16 protein-coding genes are annotated in these 18,002 nt (G+C 62.2%); 14 read left to right on the top strand and 2 right to left on the bottom strand.

The window, feature by feature from the left end:
* Nucleotides 1-2: 2 nt before the first annotated feature.
* From NKH73_RS07340 to NKH73_RS07360, 5 genes are read left to right on the top strand one after another with little or no spacing between them, the layout of a single operon-like run.
* On the top strand, nucleotides 3-770 hold the full coding sequence (locus NKH73_RS07340) for an SDR family NAD(P)-dependent oxidoreductase (protein WP_352929657.1): 768 nt from the start codon (nucleotides 3-5) through the stop codon (nucleotides 768-770).
* A gap of 33 nt (nucleotides 771-803) precedes the next feature.
* Nucleotides 804-1,823, top strand: a complete 1,020-nt coding sequence (locus NKH73_RS07345; RefSeq protein WP_352929661.1) for an NAD-dependent epimerase/dehydratase family protein — start codon at nucleotides 804-806, stop codon at nucleotides 1,821-1,823.
* Nucleotides 1,824-1,834: 11 nt separating this feature from the next.
* Nucleotides 1,835-2,770 (top strand): allantoinase PuuE, encoded by a 936-nt coding sequence (locus NKH73_RS07350; protein ID WP_352929664.1) that lies wholly within the window; start codon nucleotides 1,835-1,837, stop codon nucleotides 2,768-2,770.
* 22 nt (nucleotides 2,771-2,792) lie between these two features.
* Complete coding sequence (locus tag NKH73_RS07355; protein ID WP_352929667.1) at nucleotides 2,793-4,127, top strand: dihydroorotase; 1,335 nt, start codon at nucleotides 2,793-2,795, stop codon at nucleotides 4,125-4,127.
* Between the two features lie 9 nt (nucleotides 4,128-4,136).
* The gene (locus tag NKH73_RS07360) at nucleotides 4,137-4,910 is read left to right on the top strand and encodes an SDR family NAD(P)-dependent oxidoreductase (protein ID WP_352929669.1); all 774 of its coding nucleotides are present in this window, start codon (nucleotides 4,137-4,139) and stop codon (nucleotides 4,908-4,910) included.
* A 205-nt stretch (nucleotides 4,911-5,115) separates the two neighbouring features.
* On the opposite strand, the gene NKH73_RS07365 is transcribed toward NKH73_RS07360, so the two are convergent.
* On the bottom strand, nucleotides 5,116-6,129 hold the full coding sequence (locus NKH73_RS07365; RefSeq protein WP_352929672.1) for a LacI family DNA-binding transcriptional regulator: 1,014 nt from the start codon (nucleotides 6,127-6,129) through the stop codon (nucleotides 5,116-5,118).
* Nucleotides 6,130-6,316: 187 nt separating this feature from the next.
* Between NKH73_RS07365 and NKH73_RS07370 the strand changes: the two genes are divergently transcribed.
* The 9 genes from NKH73_RS07370 to NKH73_RS07410 are packed head-to-tail and all read left to right on the top strand — an operon-like array spanning nucleotide 6,317 to nucleotide 16,961.
* Complete coding sequence (locus NKH73_RS07370) at nucleotides 6,317-7,414, top strand: ABC transporter ATP-binding protein (RefSeq protein WP_502893868.1); 1,098 nt, start codon at nucleotides 6,317-6,319, stop codon at nucleotides 7,412-7,414.
* A 7-nt stretch (nucleotides 7,415-7,421) separates the two neighbouring features.
* Nucleotides 7,422-9,488 carry a hydantoinase/oxoprolinase family protein gene (locus NKH73_RS07375; RefSeq protein WP_352929678.1) on the top strand — a complete coding sequence of 689 codons (2,067 nt, stop codon included), beginning with the start codon at nucleotides 7,422-7,424 and terminating at the stop codon, nucleotides 9,486-9,488.
* Nucleotides 9,485-11,464 carry a hydantoinase B/oxoprolinase family protein gene (locus NKH73_RS07380; RefSeq protein ID WP_352929680.1) on the top strand — a complete coding sequence of 660 codons (1,980 nt, stop codon included), beginning with the start codon at nucleotides 9,485-9,487 and terminating at the stop codon, nucleotides 11,462-11,464. Before NKH73_RS07375 ends, NKH73_RS07380 begins: the two co-directional genes overlap by 4 nt.
* A gap of 56 nt (nucleotides 11,465-11,520) precedes the next feature.
* A complete protein-coding gene (locus NKH73_RS07385; protein WP_352929683.1) occupies nucleotides 11,521-12,684 on the top strand; it encodes an extracellular solute-binding protein in 1,164 nt (387 codons plus the stop codon).
* Nucleotides 12,636-13,496, top strand: coding sequence for an ABC transporter permease (locus NKH73_RS07390; protein ID WP_352929685.1), 861 nt, complete (start codon nucleotides 12,636-12,638; stop codon nucleotides 13,494-13,496). Before NKH73_RS07385 ends, NKH73_RS07390 begins: the two co-directional genes overlap by 49 nt.
* Nucleotides 13,493-14,302 carry an ABC transporter permease gene (locus tag NKH73_RS07395; RefSeq protein ID WP_352929688.1) on the top strand — a complete coding sequence of 270 codons (810 nt, stop codon included), beginning with the start codon at nucleotides 13,493-13,495 and terminating at the stop codon, nucleotides 14,300-14,302. The genes NKH73_RS07390 and NKH73_RS07395 overlap by 4 nt, the downstream gene beginning before the upstream one ends.
* Nucleotides 14,302-14,958 carry a VOC family protein gene (locus NKH73_RS07400; RefSeq protein WP_352929691.1) on the top strand — a complete coding sequence of 219 codons (657 nt, stop codon included), beginning with the start codon at nucleotides 14,302-14,304 and terminating at the stop codon, nucleotides 14,956-14,958. Before NKH73_RS07395 ends, NKH73_RS07400 begins: the two co-directional genes overlap by 1 nt.
* Nucleotides 14,955-16,244 (top strand): NAD(P)/FAD-dependent oxidoreductase, encoded by a 1,290-nt coding sequence (locus NKH73_RS07405; RefSeq protein ID WP_352929694.1) that lies wholly within the window; start codon nucleotides 14,955-14,957, stop codon nucleotides 16,242-16,244. Before NKH73_RS07400 ends, NKH73_RS07405 begins: the two co-directional genes overlap by 4 nt.
* Before the next feature lie 39 nt (nucleotides 16,245-16,283).
* Nucleotides 16,284-16,961 carry a DUF1028 domain-containing protein gene (locus tag NKH73_RS07410; protein WP_352929697.1) on the top strand — a complete coding sequence of 226 codons (678 nt, stop codon included), beginning with the start codon at nucleotides 16,284-16,286 and terminating at the stop codon, nucleotides 16,959-16,961.
* Nucleotides 16,962-17,004: 43 nt separating this feature from the next.
* Here NKH73_RS07410 and NKH73_RS07415 read toward each other — a convergent pair whose 3' ends face one another.
* Nucleotides 17,005-17,982, bottom strand: coding sequence for a sugar-binding transcriptional regulator (locus NKH73_RS07415; protein ID WP_352929700.1), 978 nt, complete (start codon nucleotides 17,980-17,982; stop codon nucleotides 17,005-17,007).
* Nucleotides 17,983-18,002: the final 20 nt, after the last annotated feature.

An 18,002-nucleotide genomic window follows, 5' to 3' on the forward strand; every position in this document is an offset into this window, starting at 1 on the left:
CCATGACGAGCAATCCCGCGGTGAACCGCCTGCAAGGCACGGTCATTCTGATCGCCGGTGCGGCGAGCGGCATCGGCGCGGCCATTGCCCGGCGCTGCGTTGCGGAAGGCGCCAGGGTCGTCTGCGCAGACCACGATGCCGGGGCGGCGAACGAACTCGCCGAAGGGCTCGGCCTTTCGGCGATCGCATGCGGCTGCGACGTGACCGAAAGCAGCTCCGCCAGGAGTGCCGTCGAAATCGCCAGGGAACGCTTCGGCCGGCTCGATGGCCTAGTGCACAATGCTGCCGCGCCATCGAAGGACGGCACTGTCGTCGATCTCGACGAGAGCTCGTGGCGGCGCGAGATCGATGTCAGCCTGACCGGGGCGTTCCTGATGAGCAAGTTCGCGGTGCCGCTGATCGCAGCAAGCGGCGGCGGTTCGGTGGTGCTGATCGGGTCGCAGTTCGGACGCGTCGCCACGGCCAAGGCCGTCGCCTACTGCGCTGCCAAGGCAGGGCTCATCCATCTCGCCAAAGCGATGGCAGTCGACCATGCGGCCGACAAGGTGCGCGTCAACAGCCTATCGCCGGGCGCGGTGGCGACGGCGCGGCTGCTTCGCCGGTGGCCTGATCTTGATGCTGCCGATGCCGGCCTTGGGCCTGCGCATCTGCTCGGCAGGATCGCCAGGCCGGAGGAGATCGCGGCGGCTGCGGCTTTCCTGCTGTCGTCGGACGCGTCATTCGTGACGGGCACCGACATGCTCGTGGACGGCGGCTATGCGACGCGCTGAATTTGAAGTCCTCGGAACGATACAGGAGATCATATGACATTGCTCGTCACCGGCGGCACCGGCTTTGTCATGAGCGTAGTGGCACGCGAATGGCTGGACCGCGATCCGCAAGCCCGCGCCGTGATTCTGGACAAATCGGCACTCGATGCGACCGCCGAGGCATTCTTCGCGCCCGTGCGCGACCGTCTCACGGTCATCCTTGGCGACATCACCGATCCTTCCAGCTGGGCGGCCGCGCTTGAACGACACGACGTGGGCGCCATCGTCCACGGCGCGACCGTCACGCCCAATTCGTGTCCAAGCGACCCGAAACAACAACCCGAGGCCGAGAACCCCGCCACGATCGTCGACGTGAATCTCATGGGCACCGTGCGCATGCTGGAATGGGCACGCATCCGGCCTGAGATCAGGCGCTTCATCTATGTCAGCTCGGGCTCGGTCTACCGTCATAACGGGCCTGACTGGAGCGGGGAACCGCTGCCTGAAGAGGGTTACGTGGCGCCGCTGACGCTTTACGGCATCTCGAAATTTGCGGCTGAAATGGTCACCAACCGTTACGCCGACCTGTTCGGTCTGTCCGCCATCTCGGTCCGGCTGTCGTCGGTTTACGGCCCGATGGACCGGGTGACCGGCAGCCGGAACGTCCGTCATCTTCCAAACCGGATCGCGCATATGGCGCTTGCCGGCGAGACGATCCGGCCAAACAGTCTGGAGCCGCTCGGCGACTATGTGCTGTCGAGCGACGTTGCCCGCGCCATCATGGCCCTGCTCGATGCGGACAGCCTGCGCTACCGACACTACAATATCGGCAGCGGCACGACGACCACGGTCGGCGACTTTATTGCCTGGGCCGCCGAGCGCACTCCCGGCCTGAAGGTCGAAGTCAGCGCGGCGGAGACGGCGAACGTCGTTATGAATCCGGCGCTGAAAACGGGCATGTGGGGCGTCTATGACATTGCCCGCATCGAGCGGGACACAGACTGGCGGCCTACGCCGGGCAAGCAGGCCTTCCACGAATACATTGACTGGATCGCCGCCAACGCGGATTCTTGAGGAGCAAGCCGATGCCGACCGATTTGCCGCCCGCACCACAGCAGCCGCGCGACTTCGTCGGCTACGGCCCGCGTCCGCCTTTCATGACGTGGCCAGGCGGCGTCAAGCTCGCCATCAACCTCGTGCTCAATTATGAGGAGGGGTCGGAATATTCGTGGCTGGAGGATGGCCGCAACGACAATTGGGGCGAATACAACATCCCTAACAGCCCGCCGGTGCGAGACCTCGGCACCGAGACCCATTTCGAATATGGCAGCCGCGCCGGCGTGTGGCGGCTGGCGCGGCTATTCGACCGCTATCGGATTCCGGTCACCATCTCCGCCTGCGCCGTCGCGCTGGAACGCAATCCGGCCGTCGTCGAATGGATGAATGCTCGCGGCCACGACCTGCTCGGTCATGGCCTACGCTGGGTCGACTACACGACGATGGAACGCAGCGAGGAAGAGCGCCAATTGCACGAGGCGGTCGCCCTCTACGAGAAGCTGACGGGCAAGCGCCCGGCCGGCTGGAACTGCCGCTCGTTTCCCAGCGTGAACACGCGCGACCTGCTGGTGCGGGAGGGCGGCTTCCTCTACCATTCCGATTCCTGCAACGACGACCTGCCCTACTTCCTCGACCATCAAGGTACGAAGGTTCTGGTCGTGCCCTATTCCAAGACGCTCAACGACAGCCGCTATCTGGTGGCGCCGGGTTACAGCAATCCGCGCGACTTCGCCGAGGACTGCCGCGCGGCCATCGACTACATGCTCGACGAGGCGGACGAGACCGGCGGCCGCATGCTGACGATCGGCATCCATGCGCGGTGGATGGGCCAGCCCAACCGGGCATCCGGGCTGCGCGAGGTGATCGAGCATGTGAGAACGAGACCGGCCGCTGCTTTCATGCGGCGCGAAGACATCGCGCGTTTCTGGCTGGAGGACCACGACCGCTTCGAGCGGCGCGAGTAACGGAAGCAAGAAGAGTGTCGGCATGTTCGAGACGCTGATCAGGGGAGCCATTGTGGTGAACGCCGACGGGCTCGAGCGGCGCGACGTCGGCATCGCCGGCGGCCGGATCGCGGCACTCGTCGCGCCCGGCGAAACGGCGGTGGCCGAGACGGTGCTGGACGCTTCCGGCTGCTTCCTGCTGCCCGGCTTGGTCGACGCGCATGCGCATCTGCGCGAGCCGGGCCTGACCCACAAGGAAGACTTTTCCTCCGGCACGCATGCCGCAGCACTTGGCGGCGTGACGACGGTGCTCGACATGCCAACCGACGAGCCGTGGACGACCAGAGCCGATGAGCTTGCCGACAAGATGGCAATGGCCGAAGGCCGCATCCATGTCGATGTCGGCTTCCAGGCGGTGGTCAGCCGCGACCTGTCGCTCATCGCTGGCCTGCTCGATCTGGCGCCGGCCTCGTTCGAGCTGTTCACCGCCGATGTGCCCGAGACCTTTCTGTTCCCGACATTCGACGCTGTTTCCTCGGCTCTGAAGAATTTCGCCGGGGCCGACACGCTGATCGGCATTTCGCCGGGCGATCAGTCGATCCTGACCTCAAGCAACGAACGCAACCAGGCGGGAACCGTCGCGGCGTTTCTCGACAGCCGGCCGCCCCTGGCGGAAGCCGGCGGCATCGCGCGGGCCATCCTTGCGGCTGCCTCCACCAACGCCCGTATCCATGTCCGGCAGATCAACTCCGAATTAGGCGTAAAGGTCTGGAAGCGACTGCGCGACATGGCGGACGCCAGCGTCGAGACAACGCCGCAGAATTTGTTCTTCAGCGCCGACGACTACGCAACGCACGGCGCCAATCTGAAGGGCTCGCCGCCGTTGCGATCACGGCGGGACGTCGATGCACTGCGCGCTGCGCTAAAGACCGGGCTGATCGACATCGTCGCCACTGACCACGCGCCGCATGCGCCGGCCGAAAAGGCTGCCAGCTATACAGGTTTCGCTGACATTCCAGGTGGCATGCCGGGATTGCAGACACTGCTTCAGGCCATGCTGAAACTCGTCGATGAAGGGGTTGTCGAACTTCCCGACGTCGTGCGCATGTGCGCACGCAATCCGGCGGAGCGCTTCGGGCTTGGCCGGCGCAAGGGGCAAGTCGCTGCCGGCTATGACGCCGACATGCTGATCGTCGATCCACGCAAATCCAGCGTCATCACCAACGCCGGGCAGGTATCGCGCGCGGGCTATACGCCCTTCGACGGCTGGACCGTGAAAGCGCGGCTGACCAACGTCTTTCTGCGCGGCAAGGAGATCGTGCGCGATCAGCTGTTGATCGGCCCCGCGCAAGGGCAGACTGTTCGTCGGGAAAGCTGAAGGAACCGCATGCCTCTGCTCAAGAACAAGGTCGCAATCGTCACCGGAGGAAGCTCCGGCATCGGCCGCGCGATCGCTCTCAGCTTTGCGGCGGAAGGCGCCGCCGTGGTTATTGCCGACACTGTCGAAGCGCCGATCGAGGGTGGCCAGAGCACCGTCGCTCTGATCGCGTCGACCGGTGGGACGGCCACGTATATCGCAGCCGACATTTCGGACTGGAACGCTGTCGATAGACTGGTCGGCGCGACCGTCGCCCGGTTCGGGCGGCTCGACGTAATGGTCAACAATGCGGCCGTCTACACCAGCACCAGCCTGCTGCAGACAACGCCCGAGCAATGGAGCCGGGTGATCGGAATCAACCTGACAGGGTTCTTCTACTGCTCCAAACGCGCCGTCATGCAGATGATCGCCCAGCCGCCGGTCAACGAGGTGCGTGGCCGCATCATCAACATCTCCTCCCAGCACGGCATGGTCGCCTGCCTGGGTGATTTTCCGTATTCGGTGAGCAAGGGCGGCATCGTGCAGATGACGCGGCAGATCGCGGTCGACCACGCCGCCGATCTGATCGTCTGCAACGCCATTGCACCTGGCAAGATCATCACCGGCAAGCCGGGCGTGGCCAACGATCCCGACGCGCTCGACTATTCACGCCACCGGACGCCCTGGCCGCGGCTCGGCACCCCGAATGACGTAGCAGGAGCCGCGTTGTTCCTTGCTAGCGACATGGCAAGTTACGTCACCGGCATCAATCTGATGGTGGACGGCGGCTGGATGGCGGGCTGACGGACGAGGTCGTCGGAATTCCGGCAGTGCGCGGTGCGGCAGCGCCGTCAATCAAGAGGGTTTAGAAACCTCAAAGAGGCCAGCGGCCCCCATGCCTCCACCGACTCACCTTGTCACGATGCAGCGCAGGGATAAGGTGATTCCGGCGTCTCTCGCCAAGTCGCATCGAAACGACAGCTGTCGCAATGAGGCCGCTGCGCCCGTTCTAAGTGCTCGCGCGTTTGATGATCTGGAAGCCAGTGTCGACGACCCGACCTTGATTTCGATTACCCCTGGCGCGTTCCACGATCATTGTAACGGATTGCTGCCCCATTTCGTAAGCATTGGGCTGGACCGTAGTGAGGCCGGGAGTGATTTCGGATGCGATTTCGTAGTCACCCCAACCGGCTACGGCGATCCGGTCCGGGACCTTCCATCCGCGCCGTCCGCATTCGAACAGCACACCCGCCGCCACGATGTCCGTCGGGCAGATGACGGCGTCGATCCGAGGACCAATACGGAAAAGCTCTTCGAGCGCCTTCGGACCCGCACCGAAACCGTCCGCCTCATCTGCCAAATGAACTAGGTCAGATGGCAAACCAGCTTGCGCAAGAACAGACCTGAAGATCGGCAGTCGCTCTGTGAACCGGTGAGACGCAGCACGCTCGTACCCGATGAAGCCGATATTGCGGTATCCTCGAGAAAGAAGCACGTCGAGGATCGCCTTGGTCGCCGCAGTGGTGGAATAGCCAACTGCCATGTCGATAGGATTTCCCAAAACCCAGGATTCCACCACGGGGAGCGCTGTCTTTTGGAGAATATCTATGGCTGCTGGCTCGTGCTCATTGCCGACAAGGGCAATGCCGGCAACGCGCAGCCCGATGAAGGTTTGAATGGCTGCGTGCTCGTGGCAAATCGTATCGGCCAGTTTCAAAACGAGTTCGTAGCCATGCTCTGCAGCCGTATCTTGCATGCCGCGGACATATTTGTAAAAGCTCGAGTTCTTGATCGAAGGTATGATCGCGCCGATGACACGGCTTTGTCCCGATGCGAGATTTCCGGCTGCATGATTGGGCACATAGCCAAGTTCAGCAGCGATCCGCATGACCCGCTGACGTGTCTCGTCCTGAACGCGCTCCGGGTAGCGGAAGGTGTTCGAAACAGTCATGGGCGAAACACCCGCGGCACTGGCAATCGAGTGCATGGTGACCAGACCGACCTGCTCGCGTCGCTTGGTCATAAATTACCGCTTGCTGTTCGGGCTGGGTGACGACAAACCATCCTGTCCCTTTAAAGGAAGCAAAAAAGCCATACCTGTTGACTCGTTTTGGCTTTCCATGAATTGTAGCGCTACAAAATATAAATGGGAACAGGCCTTTGACGGAAATCTTGCAGGCAAAAATCCTGGGCCGGGGCCACTGCGTAGCATGAGTTCTGGGCTGGAAAAGGCAGCGGACCTGCAACTTGCCGGCATTTCCAAGTCATATGGAAAGGCGCTGGCCGTCCGCGATCTAGACCTGGAGATCGAAGGGGGACACCTCGTGGCCCTTCTGGGTCCTTCCGGTTGCGGCAAGACGACGACGTTGCGCATGGTCGCAGGTTTCGAACGGCCCGATGTGGGTTCGATCAAGATCGGCGCAACGGACATTACTCATTTGCCGCCCCATCGTCGCAATCTCGGGATGGTCTTTCAGAACTACAGTCTGTTTCCGCACCGCACTGTTGCTGAGAATATCGGTTTTGGCTTGCGCATGGCAAAAGTCGGCGCTGCCGAAAGGGACCGCCGCGTCACGGAAATGCTGGACCTGATCCAATTGCAGTCGCGCGGCGACATGTATCCTTCGCAGCTTTCCGGCGGCCAGCAGCAGCGCGTGGCGCTGGCCCGTTCGCTCGTGGTCAATCCCAAAGTGCTGTTGCTGGACGAGCCGCTCGGCGCTCTGGACAAATCGCTGCGCGAGAGCATGCAGTTCGAAATCCGCGCAATGCAGCAGCGTCTCGGCATCACGACCTTGCTCGTCACCCATGATCAGGAGGAAGCGCTCTCCATGTCGGATCGGGTAGCGGTCATGAGCAACGGCCGCATCCTGCAGACCGGGACCCCGACCGAGGTCTATGATCGGCCGCAGACGCGGTTCGTCGCGGAATTTCTCGGCACCTCGAATATTTTCGAAGGCACGGTGGCGCCGGGCGGCTCGGCATTGACGCTGCCTGGCCGTTCAGCGTCGGTCGATGTTCTTCTCGATCGTCCGCAGGAACCCGGTTCGGCTCTCATGGTTTCAATACGTCCGGAGCGCATGACACTCGGGGCGATACCGGTGAACGGCCCGCAATTCGAGGCGCGGATCACGGGCGCCGTCTTCCGCGGCAACTACGCCGCCTATCAGGTCGACGTTCCGTCTTTGAAACGCGAGCTCTTCGTCTACAGGCAGGCGGATGGGCCTTTGGGGTCGGTCTCGTTTCGACTTGGTGAAGCAACGACGCTCGGCTGGGCGCCTGAAGATGCCGTCATCGTACGGCCGGAGTAATGTTGGAATGACAAATAGGGAAAATGCCGGCGCGCGCATCGGCATCGATGTCGGTGGCACATTCACGGATTTCGTGCTTTCCGATCCGCGCAACGGAAGTCTCACGCATTATAAGGAACCTTCGACACCCGACGAACCGTCGCGGGCTCTGATTGAAGGGCTGCAGTCCCTGCTCGAGAAGGCAGGTCTGCGGTCGAGCGACATCGCGACCATCATGCATGGCACGACAATTGGGCTGAACGCGATCATCCAGCGGCGTGGCGCCACGATCGCGCTTGTGGTCAGTCGCGGATTTCGTGACATCCTTGAGATCGCCCGAAGCCGAATGCCGTCGTCGTTCGATTTCCACGCCAGCAAGGAAGAGCCGCTGGTGCCGCGCTTCCGGATTGTCGAAATCAATGCGCGTCTTTCCGCGAGCGGCGAAATGACCATGATGCCGGACGACGCGGAACTCGATCGCGTCGCGGCGGAGATCAAGGCGCTCGGGGTTGATGCCGCCGCCCTGATGCTCATCAACGGATATACGAAGCCGGCGGTAGAGATTGATCTTGCTTCCCGCCTATCGGCGAAAGCCGGCGGCCTTGCAATCAGCTCCGCTGCGGCTATCTGGCCCGAGATCCGTGAATATGAACGGACATTGGTCGCCTGCCTGAATGCCTATATCCAGCCGCTGATGCACCGCTATTTCAGCGGATTGAAGAGCGGCCTCGAGCGCGACGGCGTCGTCGCTCCCATTCTTGTTACGGCCTCGAACGGAGGTTCGCTGAGCCTATCTTCGGCTGGAGACCGGCCGGTCGAAACCATCCTGTCCGGGCCGGCATCCGGTGTGATGGCCGCGGCGCGCCTTGCCGAGGCCGCGGGCGTTCAATCGATCATCACTTTCGATATGGGCGGCACCTCGTCGGATATCGCGGTAGCAAGCGCCGGTTCGGCGCAGCTTGCGACGCGAACCGATGTCGGTGGCCTTCCGCTGGTCCTTCCGGTCGTCGATGTTTCGGCGATCGGTGCAGGTGGCGGCTCGATCGTTTGGGTCGACGACTACGGAGTGCTGAAGGTCGGTCCACGCAGTGCAGGCGCTATGCCGGGGCCGGTCTCCTATGGAAGAGGCGGCATCGAACCGGCAGTGACCGATTGCTATCTTGCGTTGGGCTATATCGATCCGGGCGGCTTTCTCGGAGGCCGCATGCGGCTCGACGGGAAAGCGGCGGCAGCGGCGCTTGCAAAAGTCGGGGCTAGGATCGGCCTCGATGGGGAGGATGCCGCACAGCGCGCGGCAGAAGGCGCATTGGCGGTCACGACGGCGGGCATGGCAACCGAGCTTTACAAGACACTGGCCTCGCGCGGTCTCGATCCGGCGACGTTCGCGCTCGTCCCCTTTGGCGGTGCAGGGCCGACCCATGCCAATCTGCTGGCCGAGGAGACGGGGATTGGACGTATCGTCATTCCGCCGGCGGCGGGAACCTTTTGCGCACTGGGCGCTGCCGCTGCGGATTTGCGGCGCGATTTCGTGCGCAGCCTGCGTTGGCCTCTCGACGCGCAGAGCGCTGGGTTGCTGCAAGGCGTATTCGATGAACTCTCGGCCGAGGGTAGCGCCTGGCTGGCCCGGGAAGGCGAGCAGAGCACACAGCGCCGGTATGAACGTGCAGTCGACATGCGTTACGCGGGACAGGCTTATGAATTGCGGGTGGAGCTTGCCGACGACTGCAAAGACGCACTCTGCGTGGCGGAGGCATTTCATCGCGAGCACGAGCGTATTTACGGGTTTCGCGACACGGAGAGCGAGATCGAACTCGGAACGGCGCGCCTTGCCGTCGTCGGCGTCACCCCGAAGATTTCCGAACCGGTCATCGCGGCCGGTACAGGCACGCCCAAGCTGAAAGCGCAGCGTCGTCTGTTCAGAAAAGGCGCCTGGATCGAAGCCGGTGTTTACGCACGAAGTGATTTCGGCGCCGGAGACACTGTTCGGGGACCGGCCATCATCGAGCAGGACGACACCACGACGGTTCTTCTTCCCGGCTGGGCCGCCAAGGCGGATGCCACTGGTAATCTTCATCTGGAAAGACATTCGTCATGAAGCTCGATCCCATCACGCTCGCCATCCTTGGCAACAAGCTTGCTGCCGTCAGCGAGGAAATGTGCCTGACGCTTCAGCGCACCGGCCGCACATTGTATGTCAAGGAAACGGCTGATTTTGCCTGCGCGCTGGCGGGGCTCGACGGGCGCTTCTTTGCCTATCCGCGCTCCATCGGGGTTTCGGGTTTCGTCGGCCTCGAGTGCGGCCCGACGATCGCAGCTGTCGGTCCTCTGGAGCCGGGCGACGTCATTTTAACCAACGATCCCTACCGGTCGGAAGGGCTTGCGACGCATCTTCCCGACCTTCACATGATCCAGCCTTACTTTCACGACGGCAAGATAGTCGCCTATGGCTGGTGCTTCGTCCATTGCTCGGATGTCGGCGGCCGCGTGCCTTCCAGCATCTCTCCGATCAACACCGAGATATTCCAGGAAGGTCTGCGCATCCCGCCCGTCAAGCTGATGAAGCGCGGCGAGATGACAGCGGAAGTGCGCCTGTTCCTGGATGCCAACAGCAGGACGCCCGATGCCAATATGGGCGACATCCGCGCCATGCTCGCAGCGCTTTCCGCCGGCCGCCGTCGTCTCGAGCAGACCATCGCGCAGCATGGCGTCGCGGCAGTGTCCAATGCGGCAGTCGATCTGGTCGCCTACGCGGCTGAGAAGGCCCGGACCGTTCTGAAGCGCGTACCGGCCGGCACATACGCCTTTTCCGACTATCTGGACGACGATGCCGCGACGCGCATTCCAGTGCGAATAGCGCTGGCTGCCACCTTCGAAAACGGCGAGGTCCATCTCGATTTCACCGGCACCGATCCTCAGGTCGCGACTGCGATGAATATTCCCTCACGGGGCCGGCCCCATGCCTGGCTGACCCTGCGCGTTCTGGCGCTGGTCAACACGCTCGATTCAACGGCGCCGCTCAATGTCGGGCTGCTCGATCCGGTGCGCATTACCGCACCGGAGGGAAGCCTGGTCAATCCGCAGGAGCCGGCGGCGACGGGCGTGCGTCATGCGGCAGCGATCCGCGTGAACGACGTTCTGAACGGTGCGTTCGGCAAAGCCCTGCCGGACGTGATGCCGGCAGCATCGTCCGGCACGGTGATACCGGTCGTCCTGGCCGAACCCGATGGCCGCGGCGGCCGACGTGTTCAGGTCGTGGAGCCGATGATCGGCGGTACCGGTGGTCGTTTCGGCCGTGACGGCGTCGATTGCCGCGACAGCGGGATTTCCAATCTGGCGAACAATCCGGTCGAGACGGTCGAGGCGGAACTCGGCATTGATATCCAGACATACGCCCTGCGTCCAGATTCCGGCGGCGCCGGTCAATGGCGCGGCGGCTGCGGCATGGAACTGACCTTCCGTATCCTCACCGACGATTCCAATGTGCTGGGGCGCGGCATGGAGCGTCTGGTGTTCCGCCCCTGGGGATCGAATGGTGGCAAGCCAGGACTTCCCGGCGCGCTGATCGTCAACCGTGGCAAGCCCAGCGAGCGGCACCTTGGCAAGATCGATGTGCTGAATCTCAACGCCGATGATACTGTGACATTCTTGACGCCGGGCGCCGGTGGCTGGGGCGACCCGGCCCGTCGCGACCTGGAAGCGGTGCTCCAGGACGTCAAGAACGGTTTCATCAGTCCCGAGGGCGCAGCTACGGATTACGGGGTGGTGATCCGCGACGGCGCCGTGGATGAAGCCGAAACCGCAACGCTGCGTCAGGCGCTTGCACCCAGCAATGCATCGAATGCTCAAGGTCCTGAGCGCGAGCGCTGGGAAAGCATCTTCACAGCACCCGTCATGGACCGGCTGAACCAGGGGCTGATCGCCTTGCCGGGTGCAGCGCGCCAACGCCGTCGACGCGAGATCTTCGACGCCGTGCTGACCGATCTGCCGGAGACTTTCCCCCGCGCTGCCGCCAATGAACAAGCCATTTCCAATGCACGCGAAAAGCTGGAGGCGATCGCGCAGAGCTTCTGAACTTTACCAGACCAAACCTGCATGCCCCTTCGTTCCAACCCCTTTGGAGAACTGCTATGATCCTTTTGAAAAGACGCAATTTTCTTAGCGGTGCCGCTGCGATCGGCGCCGGCCTGATGACCGGCGGCATGCCGCGGTTTGCGAACGCGCAATCCAGCGAAATAACGGTCACCGCATTTGGCGGCGTGTGGGAAGAAGCGGTACGAACCTGCTTCGTGGCGCCGTTCGAAGCGAAGAGCAAGGCCAAGGCCAATGTTTCGCTCGGCGGCCCGCCGCAATGGCTGGCACAGGTTGAGGCCAATCCGGCAAAGCCGCCGCTTGACGTTTTGATCATGACGCCGGACCTGGCATTGACCGCTGCGAAGGCCGACCTCGTCGATGACTTTACCGTCGCCAATCTGCCCAATTTGGCCAAGATTCCGCAGCAACTGACCGATTCCGTCATGGGCAAGGGTACGCTCTTCGACTACGGCGTCGGCGGGATCACGTTCCACAGGGAACGCGTTAAAAGCCCTCCGAAGTCCTTTGCTGAATTTGTCGATCGCGTTGCCGCGGGCGAGTTCGTCGCCTCCCTCCCCTCGATCAGTTATGCGGTCACGCCCATCATGCTGATCTGGGCCATGGCAAAGGCACTTGGCGGCGGCGTCGACAATGTCGATCCATTCTTCAAAGCCATGGAGAAAATGAAGGACAATCTCGTCTTCTGGGCGGGGCCCAACGATTTCTTCAACCATCTGTCGTCCGGCGAAGCCGAACTCGGCATCTATTTCGACGGCCGCACCTGGAACCATTATGATAGCGGCGCGACCTGGATCGACTTTATCAATCCGACAGAAGGCGGCTCTCTGAACGGTGTCGCGGTCCAGAAGCCCAAGAACGCAAACCCGCTCGCCTGGGTTTACATCAACGAGGTTCTGGACGCCGCCAACCAGACCAAATTCGCAGAGATCATGAATTACGGCGTGACCAATACCGACGTGGTCTACAGCGAAAAGCTGAAGCCGCGCGTGACGCCGTGGGAAAAGACGGCCTTTCCCCCTTACGAGCAGATTGCCCTGGTCCCAATTGAGGGGGCCCTCCGCTGGACCCGGGAGTGCGGGCGCAAACACCCGCGGGGGGGGCGGCGCTCCGCGGGGCGCGCCTGCCACGATTTTCGCATCGGAAACACTCAATGGCCGATACTAAGGCGCCTGCCATTTCCAGAGCACAGCCGGTGCTGAAGCCGTTCTTTCTGGCTATTCCGGTCGTGCTTTTCCTCCTGGCATTCTTCGTGCTGCCGCTGATCGACAACGGCATGCGCAGCTTTGCGGACGCGGAAACCGGCGGCTTCACCTTGTCGCGCTATGTGTCGCTGTTGACGGATCCATTCTATTTTCGCGTCGTCGCCGAAACGGTCCTGCTGTCGACGGTGGTGACGGTCATTTCAATCGTGATCGGTTATCCGGTCGCCTATTTCCTCGTCCGCAAGGCGGGGAGATGGTCCGGCCTGGTCATATTCCTGCTGATCGCACCGCTATTGACGTCGATCATCATGCGGACTTTTGGGTGGCAGGTGCTGTTTGCCCGCCGCGGCCTGGTCAACAATCTGCTTGTCGAGCAACTCGGCATCATTTCGGCGCCATTGCGGCTGACGAATTCTCCCGAGATCGCCATTGCTGCGCTGGTCCACGTCCTCGTCCCCTTCATGGTCCTCTCGATCAGCTCGGTACTGCAGGGGCTTGATCGTCACATCGAGGAGTCCGCCAAGATCCTTGGTGCGGGACGATTTCGCACGTTCTGGGAAGTCACCCTTCCGCTGTCTCTCGACGGGGTCGGCACCGGCGCGATCCTCGTCTTCATGATCGCCAACGGCAGCTTCGTAACGCTGGTGCTGCTCGGCGGCGGATTTCAGACACTGCCGCTTATGATTTATCAGCAGTTCAACACAACCCGCGATTTTGGAATGGCGAGCGCGATGAGCACCATCCTGCTCGTCATCGCCATCCTGTGCCTCTGGCTTCAACTGCGCCTCGTGCGCCGAAAGGGAGCATGATGGGTCAGGCACAACGGGACTGGATCAATCTCTGGCTTTTCGCCTTCGTCGTTCTGTTTTTCATCTTCATGCTCGCGCCTATCCTGGTCGTCGTCGTCGTATCCTTCACGTCCGCCGGCTTTATCGCCTTTCCGATCCCTGGCTGGTCGCTGAAATGGTTTGCGAGGATATTCGAATACCAGCCCTTCATAGACGCGCTCATCGTCAGCATCGAGGTGGCGATCGGTGCGACGCTATTGTCCTGCCTGCTCGGCGTCCCGGCTTGCCTGGCACTAGCGCGCTCGCACGCCGGCTGGACAAACGCGGTGATGACATTTCTGCTGTCGCCGCTTTCAATGCCGATGATCGTCATCGGTTTCGCCTCTCTGTTCTTCCTGTCCTGGCTGGGCATCGGCGTTTCGTTCACCGCCCTTTTGATAACGCACACGGTTGTCTGCCTCCCCTACGTCGTGCGCACGGTGGCTGGCGTCTATCATGGGATTCCGAGGGCCTATGAGGAGTCGGCCTCCATCCTTGGTGCCGGTCCCTTCCAGGTGTTCTGGCACGTTACCTTGCCGCTGATAAGGCCGGGCATCATGGCGGGATCGCTGTTTTCGTTTCTCACCTCCTTCGACAACTTGCCGATCAGCTACTTCTTTGGAAGCGCCAGCACCAACACGCTGCCGGTTGTCATGCTGAGCTACATGGAAAACCAGTTCGATCCGTCGATCGCCGCCCTCAGCACGCTGCAGCTGGTCATGGCCGTCATCGCGCTGCTGGCGGTCGATCGTCTCTACGGCATCGATAAGATGACGGTTTCCGCTTGATGCTGCATCTGCCGATCGACCATGTCGTTCTGGTGGTGCCTGACCTCGACCGTGCCGGCCAGGCATTCGAGGCAGGGGGCTTCCACGTCACGGAGAAGGCCGCTCATAGCACCGCGATGGGAACCGCCAATCGCTGCATCATGCTCGACGGGACCTATATCGAGCTGATGGGAATAGTGACGGAAACGCCGTCCAACCTTCCGTGGCGCACGCTCCTGGACATGGGCCAGGGCATTCGCGGTCTTGCTTTTCGCAGCACCGACATCAGCGCCTCTGGGAAAGAGCTGACCCAGGCCAACATAGCCATCGAGCAGACCAGACATTTTTCTCGAGAGACGTCGCAAGGCGAGCTTCGGTTTTCCGTGGTGCGGATCGACCCAGCGGAGACGCCTGGCCTGCAATGCCTTGTCTGCCAGCATCATACTGCCGAAAGGCTGTGGACGGCGCAAAGCATGCGTCATCCGAATGGCGCTGTCGGCCTGCAATCCCTGGATGTTTCGGAAATTGCGACGCTGTATCGCCTTGCGGCCGTGTTCAACGACGGCGGCGTCGCCGTCGCCTCAGGTAATGGCCGCCTGGTCTTGGCGGGGCACCAACCGAACTCCTTCGATCTGCGCAGCGCATGCGGCGTCGAAATCGAGGTGGTCGGCCAATGACCTCCTGGCCTCTGGACAAGCCATCGCAGCTCTGGATGGCGCTTTCGCGCGAGAGCTTCGAAGCGCCGGCCTTGCAGAGTGAGATCGAGGCTGATGTCGTGGTGGTCGGCGGCGGGATATCCGGTTTGGCAACGGCGCTGGAGCTGGCGCGGCGCGGCCGGAAGGTCGTTTTGCTGGAGGCAGCGAAGATCGGCTATGGGGCCTCCGGGCGCGCCAACGGCCAAGTGATATCGGCCCTAACGCGCCATGGACCGGCCGCAATCCGGGCTCTTGCACCGGGCGAGAGAGGCGATCGTCTCGTTGTGCTGGTGCGAGACGCAGCCGACATGCTTTTCGCGCTTGTGGATAAATACGCTATCGATTGCGATGCCAGCCGAAACGGCTGGCTGCAGCCTGCCCATAGCAAGGAACGCGCGCGCCGCACTGCGGATCTTGCCAAGCAGTGGGCTGCAGTGGGCGCACCGGCCGCGGCTCTTTCTTCGCACGACATGCAGGCGCGTCTCGGTGGCGGCGATTATCATGGTGGCTGGGAGCATCGCGGCGGCGGCCATATCAACCCTTATGCCTTCACCCTCGGTCTTGCCCGGGCGGCGGCACAGGAAGGAGCTTTCATCTTCGAAGGCAGCCCGGCATTGCGCATTGGACGTGTGGTAAACGGCTGGCTGGTCGAGACGCCGGAAGGCAGGGTGAGCGCGCCGAAGATTGCGCTCGCCACAGCAGCGCATACTGGCAATCTTTGGCCGGCGCTCCGCCGGTCTATCGTGCCGGTGACCTCTTATCAGGCAGCAACCGAGCCTTTGGGGGAGCTTGCAACCCGGATTCTCCCTAGCAATGAGGCCGCATCCGATACCCGCATGGACCTTCGCTATTTCCGTAAGGATCGCGATGGCCGGCTGGTCTCCGGCGGTGCGCTGGCGCTGCAAATCGGCGCGTCACGACGTCTGCCCGCGCTCGTGGCAAAGCGACTGCACAACATGTTTCCAGCTCTTCGAAAGAAGCGAATGGAGTTCTTCTGGGGCGGCCGAATCGCCATGACCATCGACAGGCTGCCGCATCTTCACCGACGCACCGACGGCCTCTGCGCCTGGGTCGGTTGCAATGGTCGCGGGCTGGCACTCGCTTGCGCGATGGCACCAGTGCTGGCCGACGCCATTGACGGCGTGCCCGACGATGAGCTCGCCTTGCAGCCAAGCGAGCCACGCGCAGTACCGCTGCACGCGATCACCTCCCGCATCGCGCGCTTCATCCTGCCTTGGTACCGCTTCAAGGACAGCCGCGAAATTTAACCTGCCGAGATGACGCGCGGCCCGGCGCGAGGAGACAGCATGACCTTTTCGCTTTCCGCATTCGATCGAGCAACCGGCATGTTTGGCATCGCGGTTGCAAGTTCCAGCATTGCCGTCGGCAATCGCTGTCCATGGGCGCGGGCTGGTGCGGGTGTCGTTGCAACCCAGCACCGAACGGATATCCGCTGTGGACCATTGGGCCTCGAGCTCCTCAGCCAAGGTTTTTCCGCGATCGAGGTCGTCAATCTCCTCGTGGCCGGCAGTGAGCACCCGGATCTGCGACAGTTTTCCGTGGTTGACCGCGACGGGCGAACCGCCTTTTTCAACGGTCCCAAAATAGAATCCATTGCCACGGCACACCAGGGCGACGCCTGCGTCTCGGTTGGCAATTTCCTGGCAAACGAGCGCGTCACAGCCAAAATGGTGAGCGGCTACGAAAAATCCCGGAGCGCAAGCTTTGCGGCAAGGCTTCTGGATGCGCTGGATGCTGGCGTGGCTGCCGGAGGAGAGACGCAGCCGGCGATGGCGGCAGCGCTGTTGATCGTCGACCGACATGCCTGGCCGCTGGTCGATCTCAGAGTTGATTTCGTGGCAAATCCGGCGACGGGCCTGCGTGCGCTCTGGGGGGCCTATGAGCCGCTCGTTGACAGGTTCGTGACCCAGGTGCTGCGGCCGGCAGAGTTGAAGCCGCTCATCAACAGCCCTCTTCAGGTCTAACCCGAAGCTGTGCCATCGCCGCCGCCCTACTCGACTGCTTCGCTCACCGGTGCTGATCTTTCAGGATCAAGCGCGCCGTATTCTCGTCGGTGATCAATCCATTGGCCAAGCTCCCCGCGAAAGCTGCTTGGACCGCCTGAACGCGGTTGGCGCCTGAAGCCACGATGATCGTCGGACGCGAAACAGACGGCGTCGGCGAGAACGATGTCAGACGCGGATGATAATCCGCGTCGACCAGTCTTCCCCGGCTGTCGATCGCGCTGCCCAGCAACTCTCCAACGCCGCCCCTTTCCATTGCCTGGCGTGTTTCGGCAGGCGTGATGAAGCCGTCCATGAGGAGCGACGCTTCCGTCCCCCAGTAACCGATCCCCATCATCAGGATGCTCGCCTCATCGACAAGTGCACTCAGCATCTTATAGCCAGGCTGAGCCTGGAGCACTTTGCGCTCTTCAATCGAATTGGTCACAACCGGCATAGGCAATGGGTAGCACTGCGCGTTGATGCGTTCGGCAAGCCAGGTGACCACATCGTAGTGACTGGCGCGGCCGTCCCGCGTGAGATTGCCCATCAGCGAGACGCATTTGTGCTGTGGCCGGTTCATCTGCTGCAAGCGCCGCGCAACTTCGCGCATCGCCTTGCCGTTGCCGATACCGATTGTCACCGGAGCCTTCTGCTGCAGCAGATTCTCCAGATACAAGGCGGCCAGGAGACCGACGGACGGGATATCCTCGACATTGCCTGATTCATTGAGAGCAACATCGCAATACTGCAGTCCAAACCTGTCGGTCAGTTTCTCGGCAAGTTCAATGCACTCGCTCATCGGGTGAATAAGCTGGAACCGCATGAGCTTTTCGCTTTGGGCCAATGCGATCAACCGCTGCACGATCTGGCGTGATACCCCGAGCTGCGCCGCTATCTGATCCTGCGTGCGGCTTTTTTCGTAGTAAAGCCAGGCGGCACGCGCCGCGAGGTCGATACGGCGGTCGCCGTGCATGTCGATACGATCGCCGGTGTCGCTCATGAACGCGGCCCAGACCGGTA

Source organism: Mesorhizobium sp. M0938, from assembly GCF_040319125.1.
GTDB classification, from domain to species: domain Bacteria; phylum Pseudomonadota; class Alphaproteobacteria; order Rhizobiales; family Rhizobiaceae; genus Mesorhizobium; species Mesorhizobium robiniae.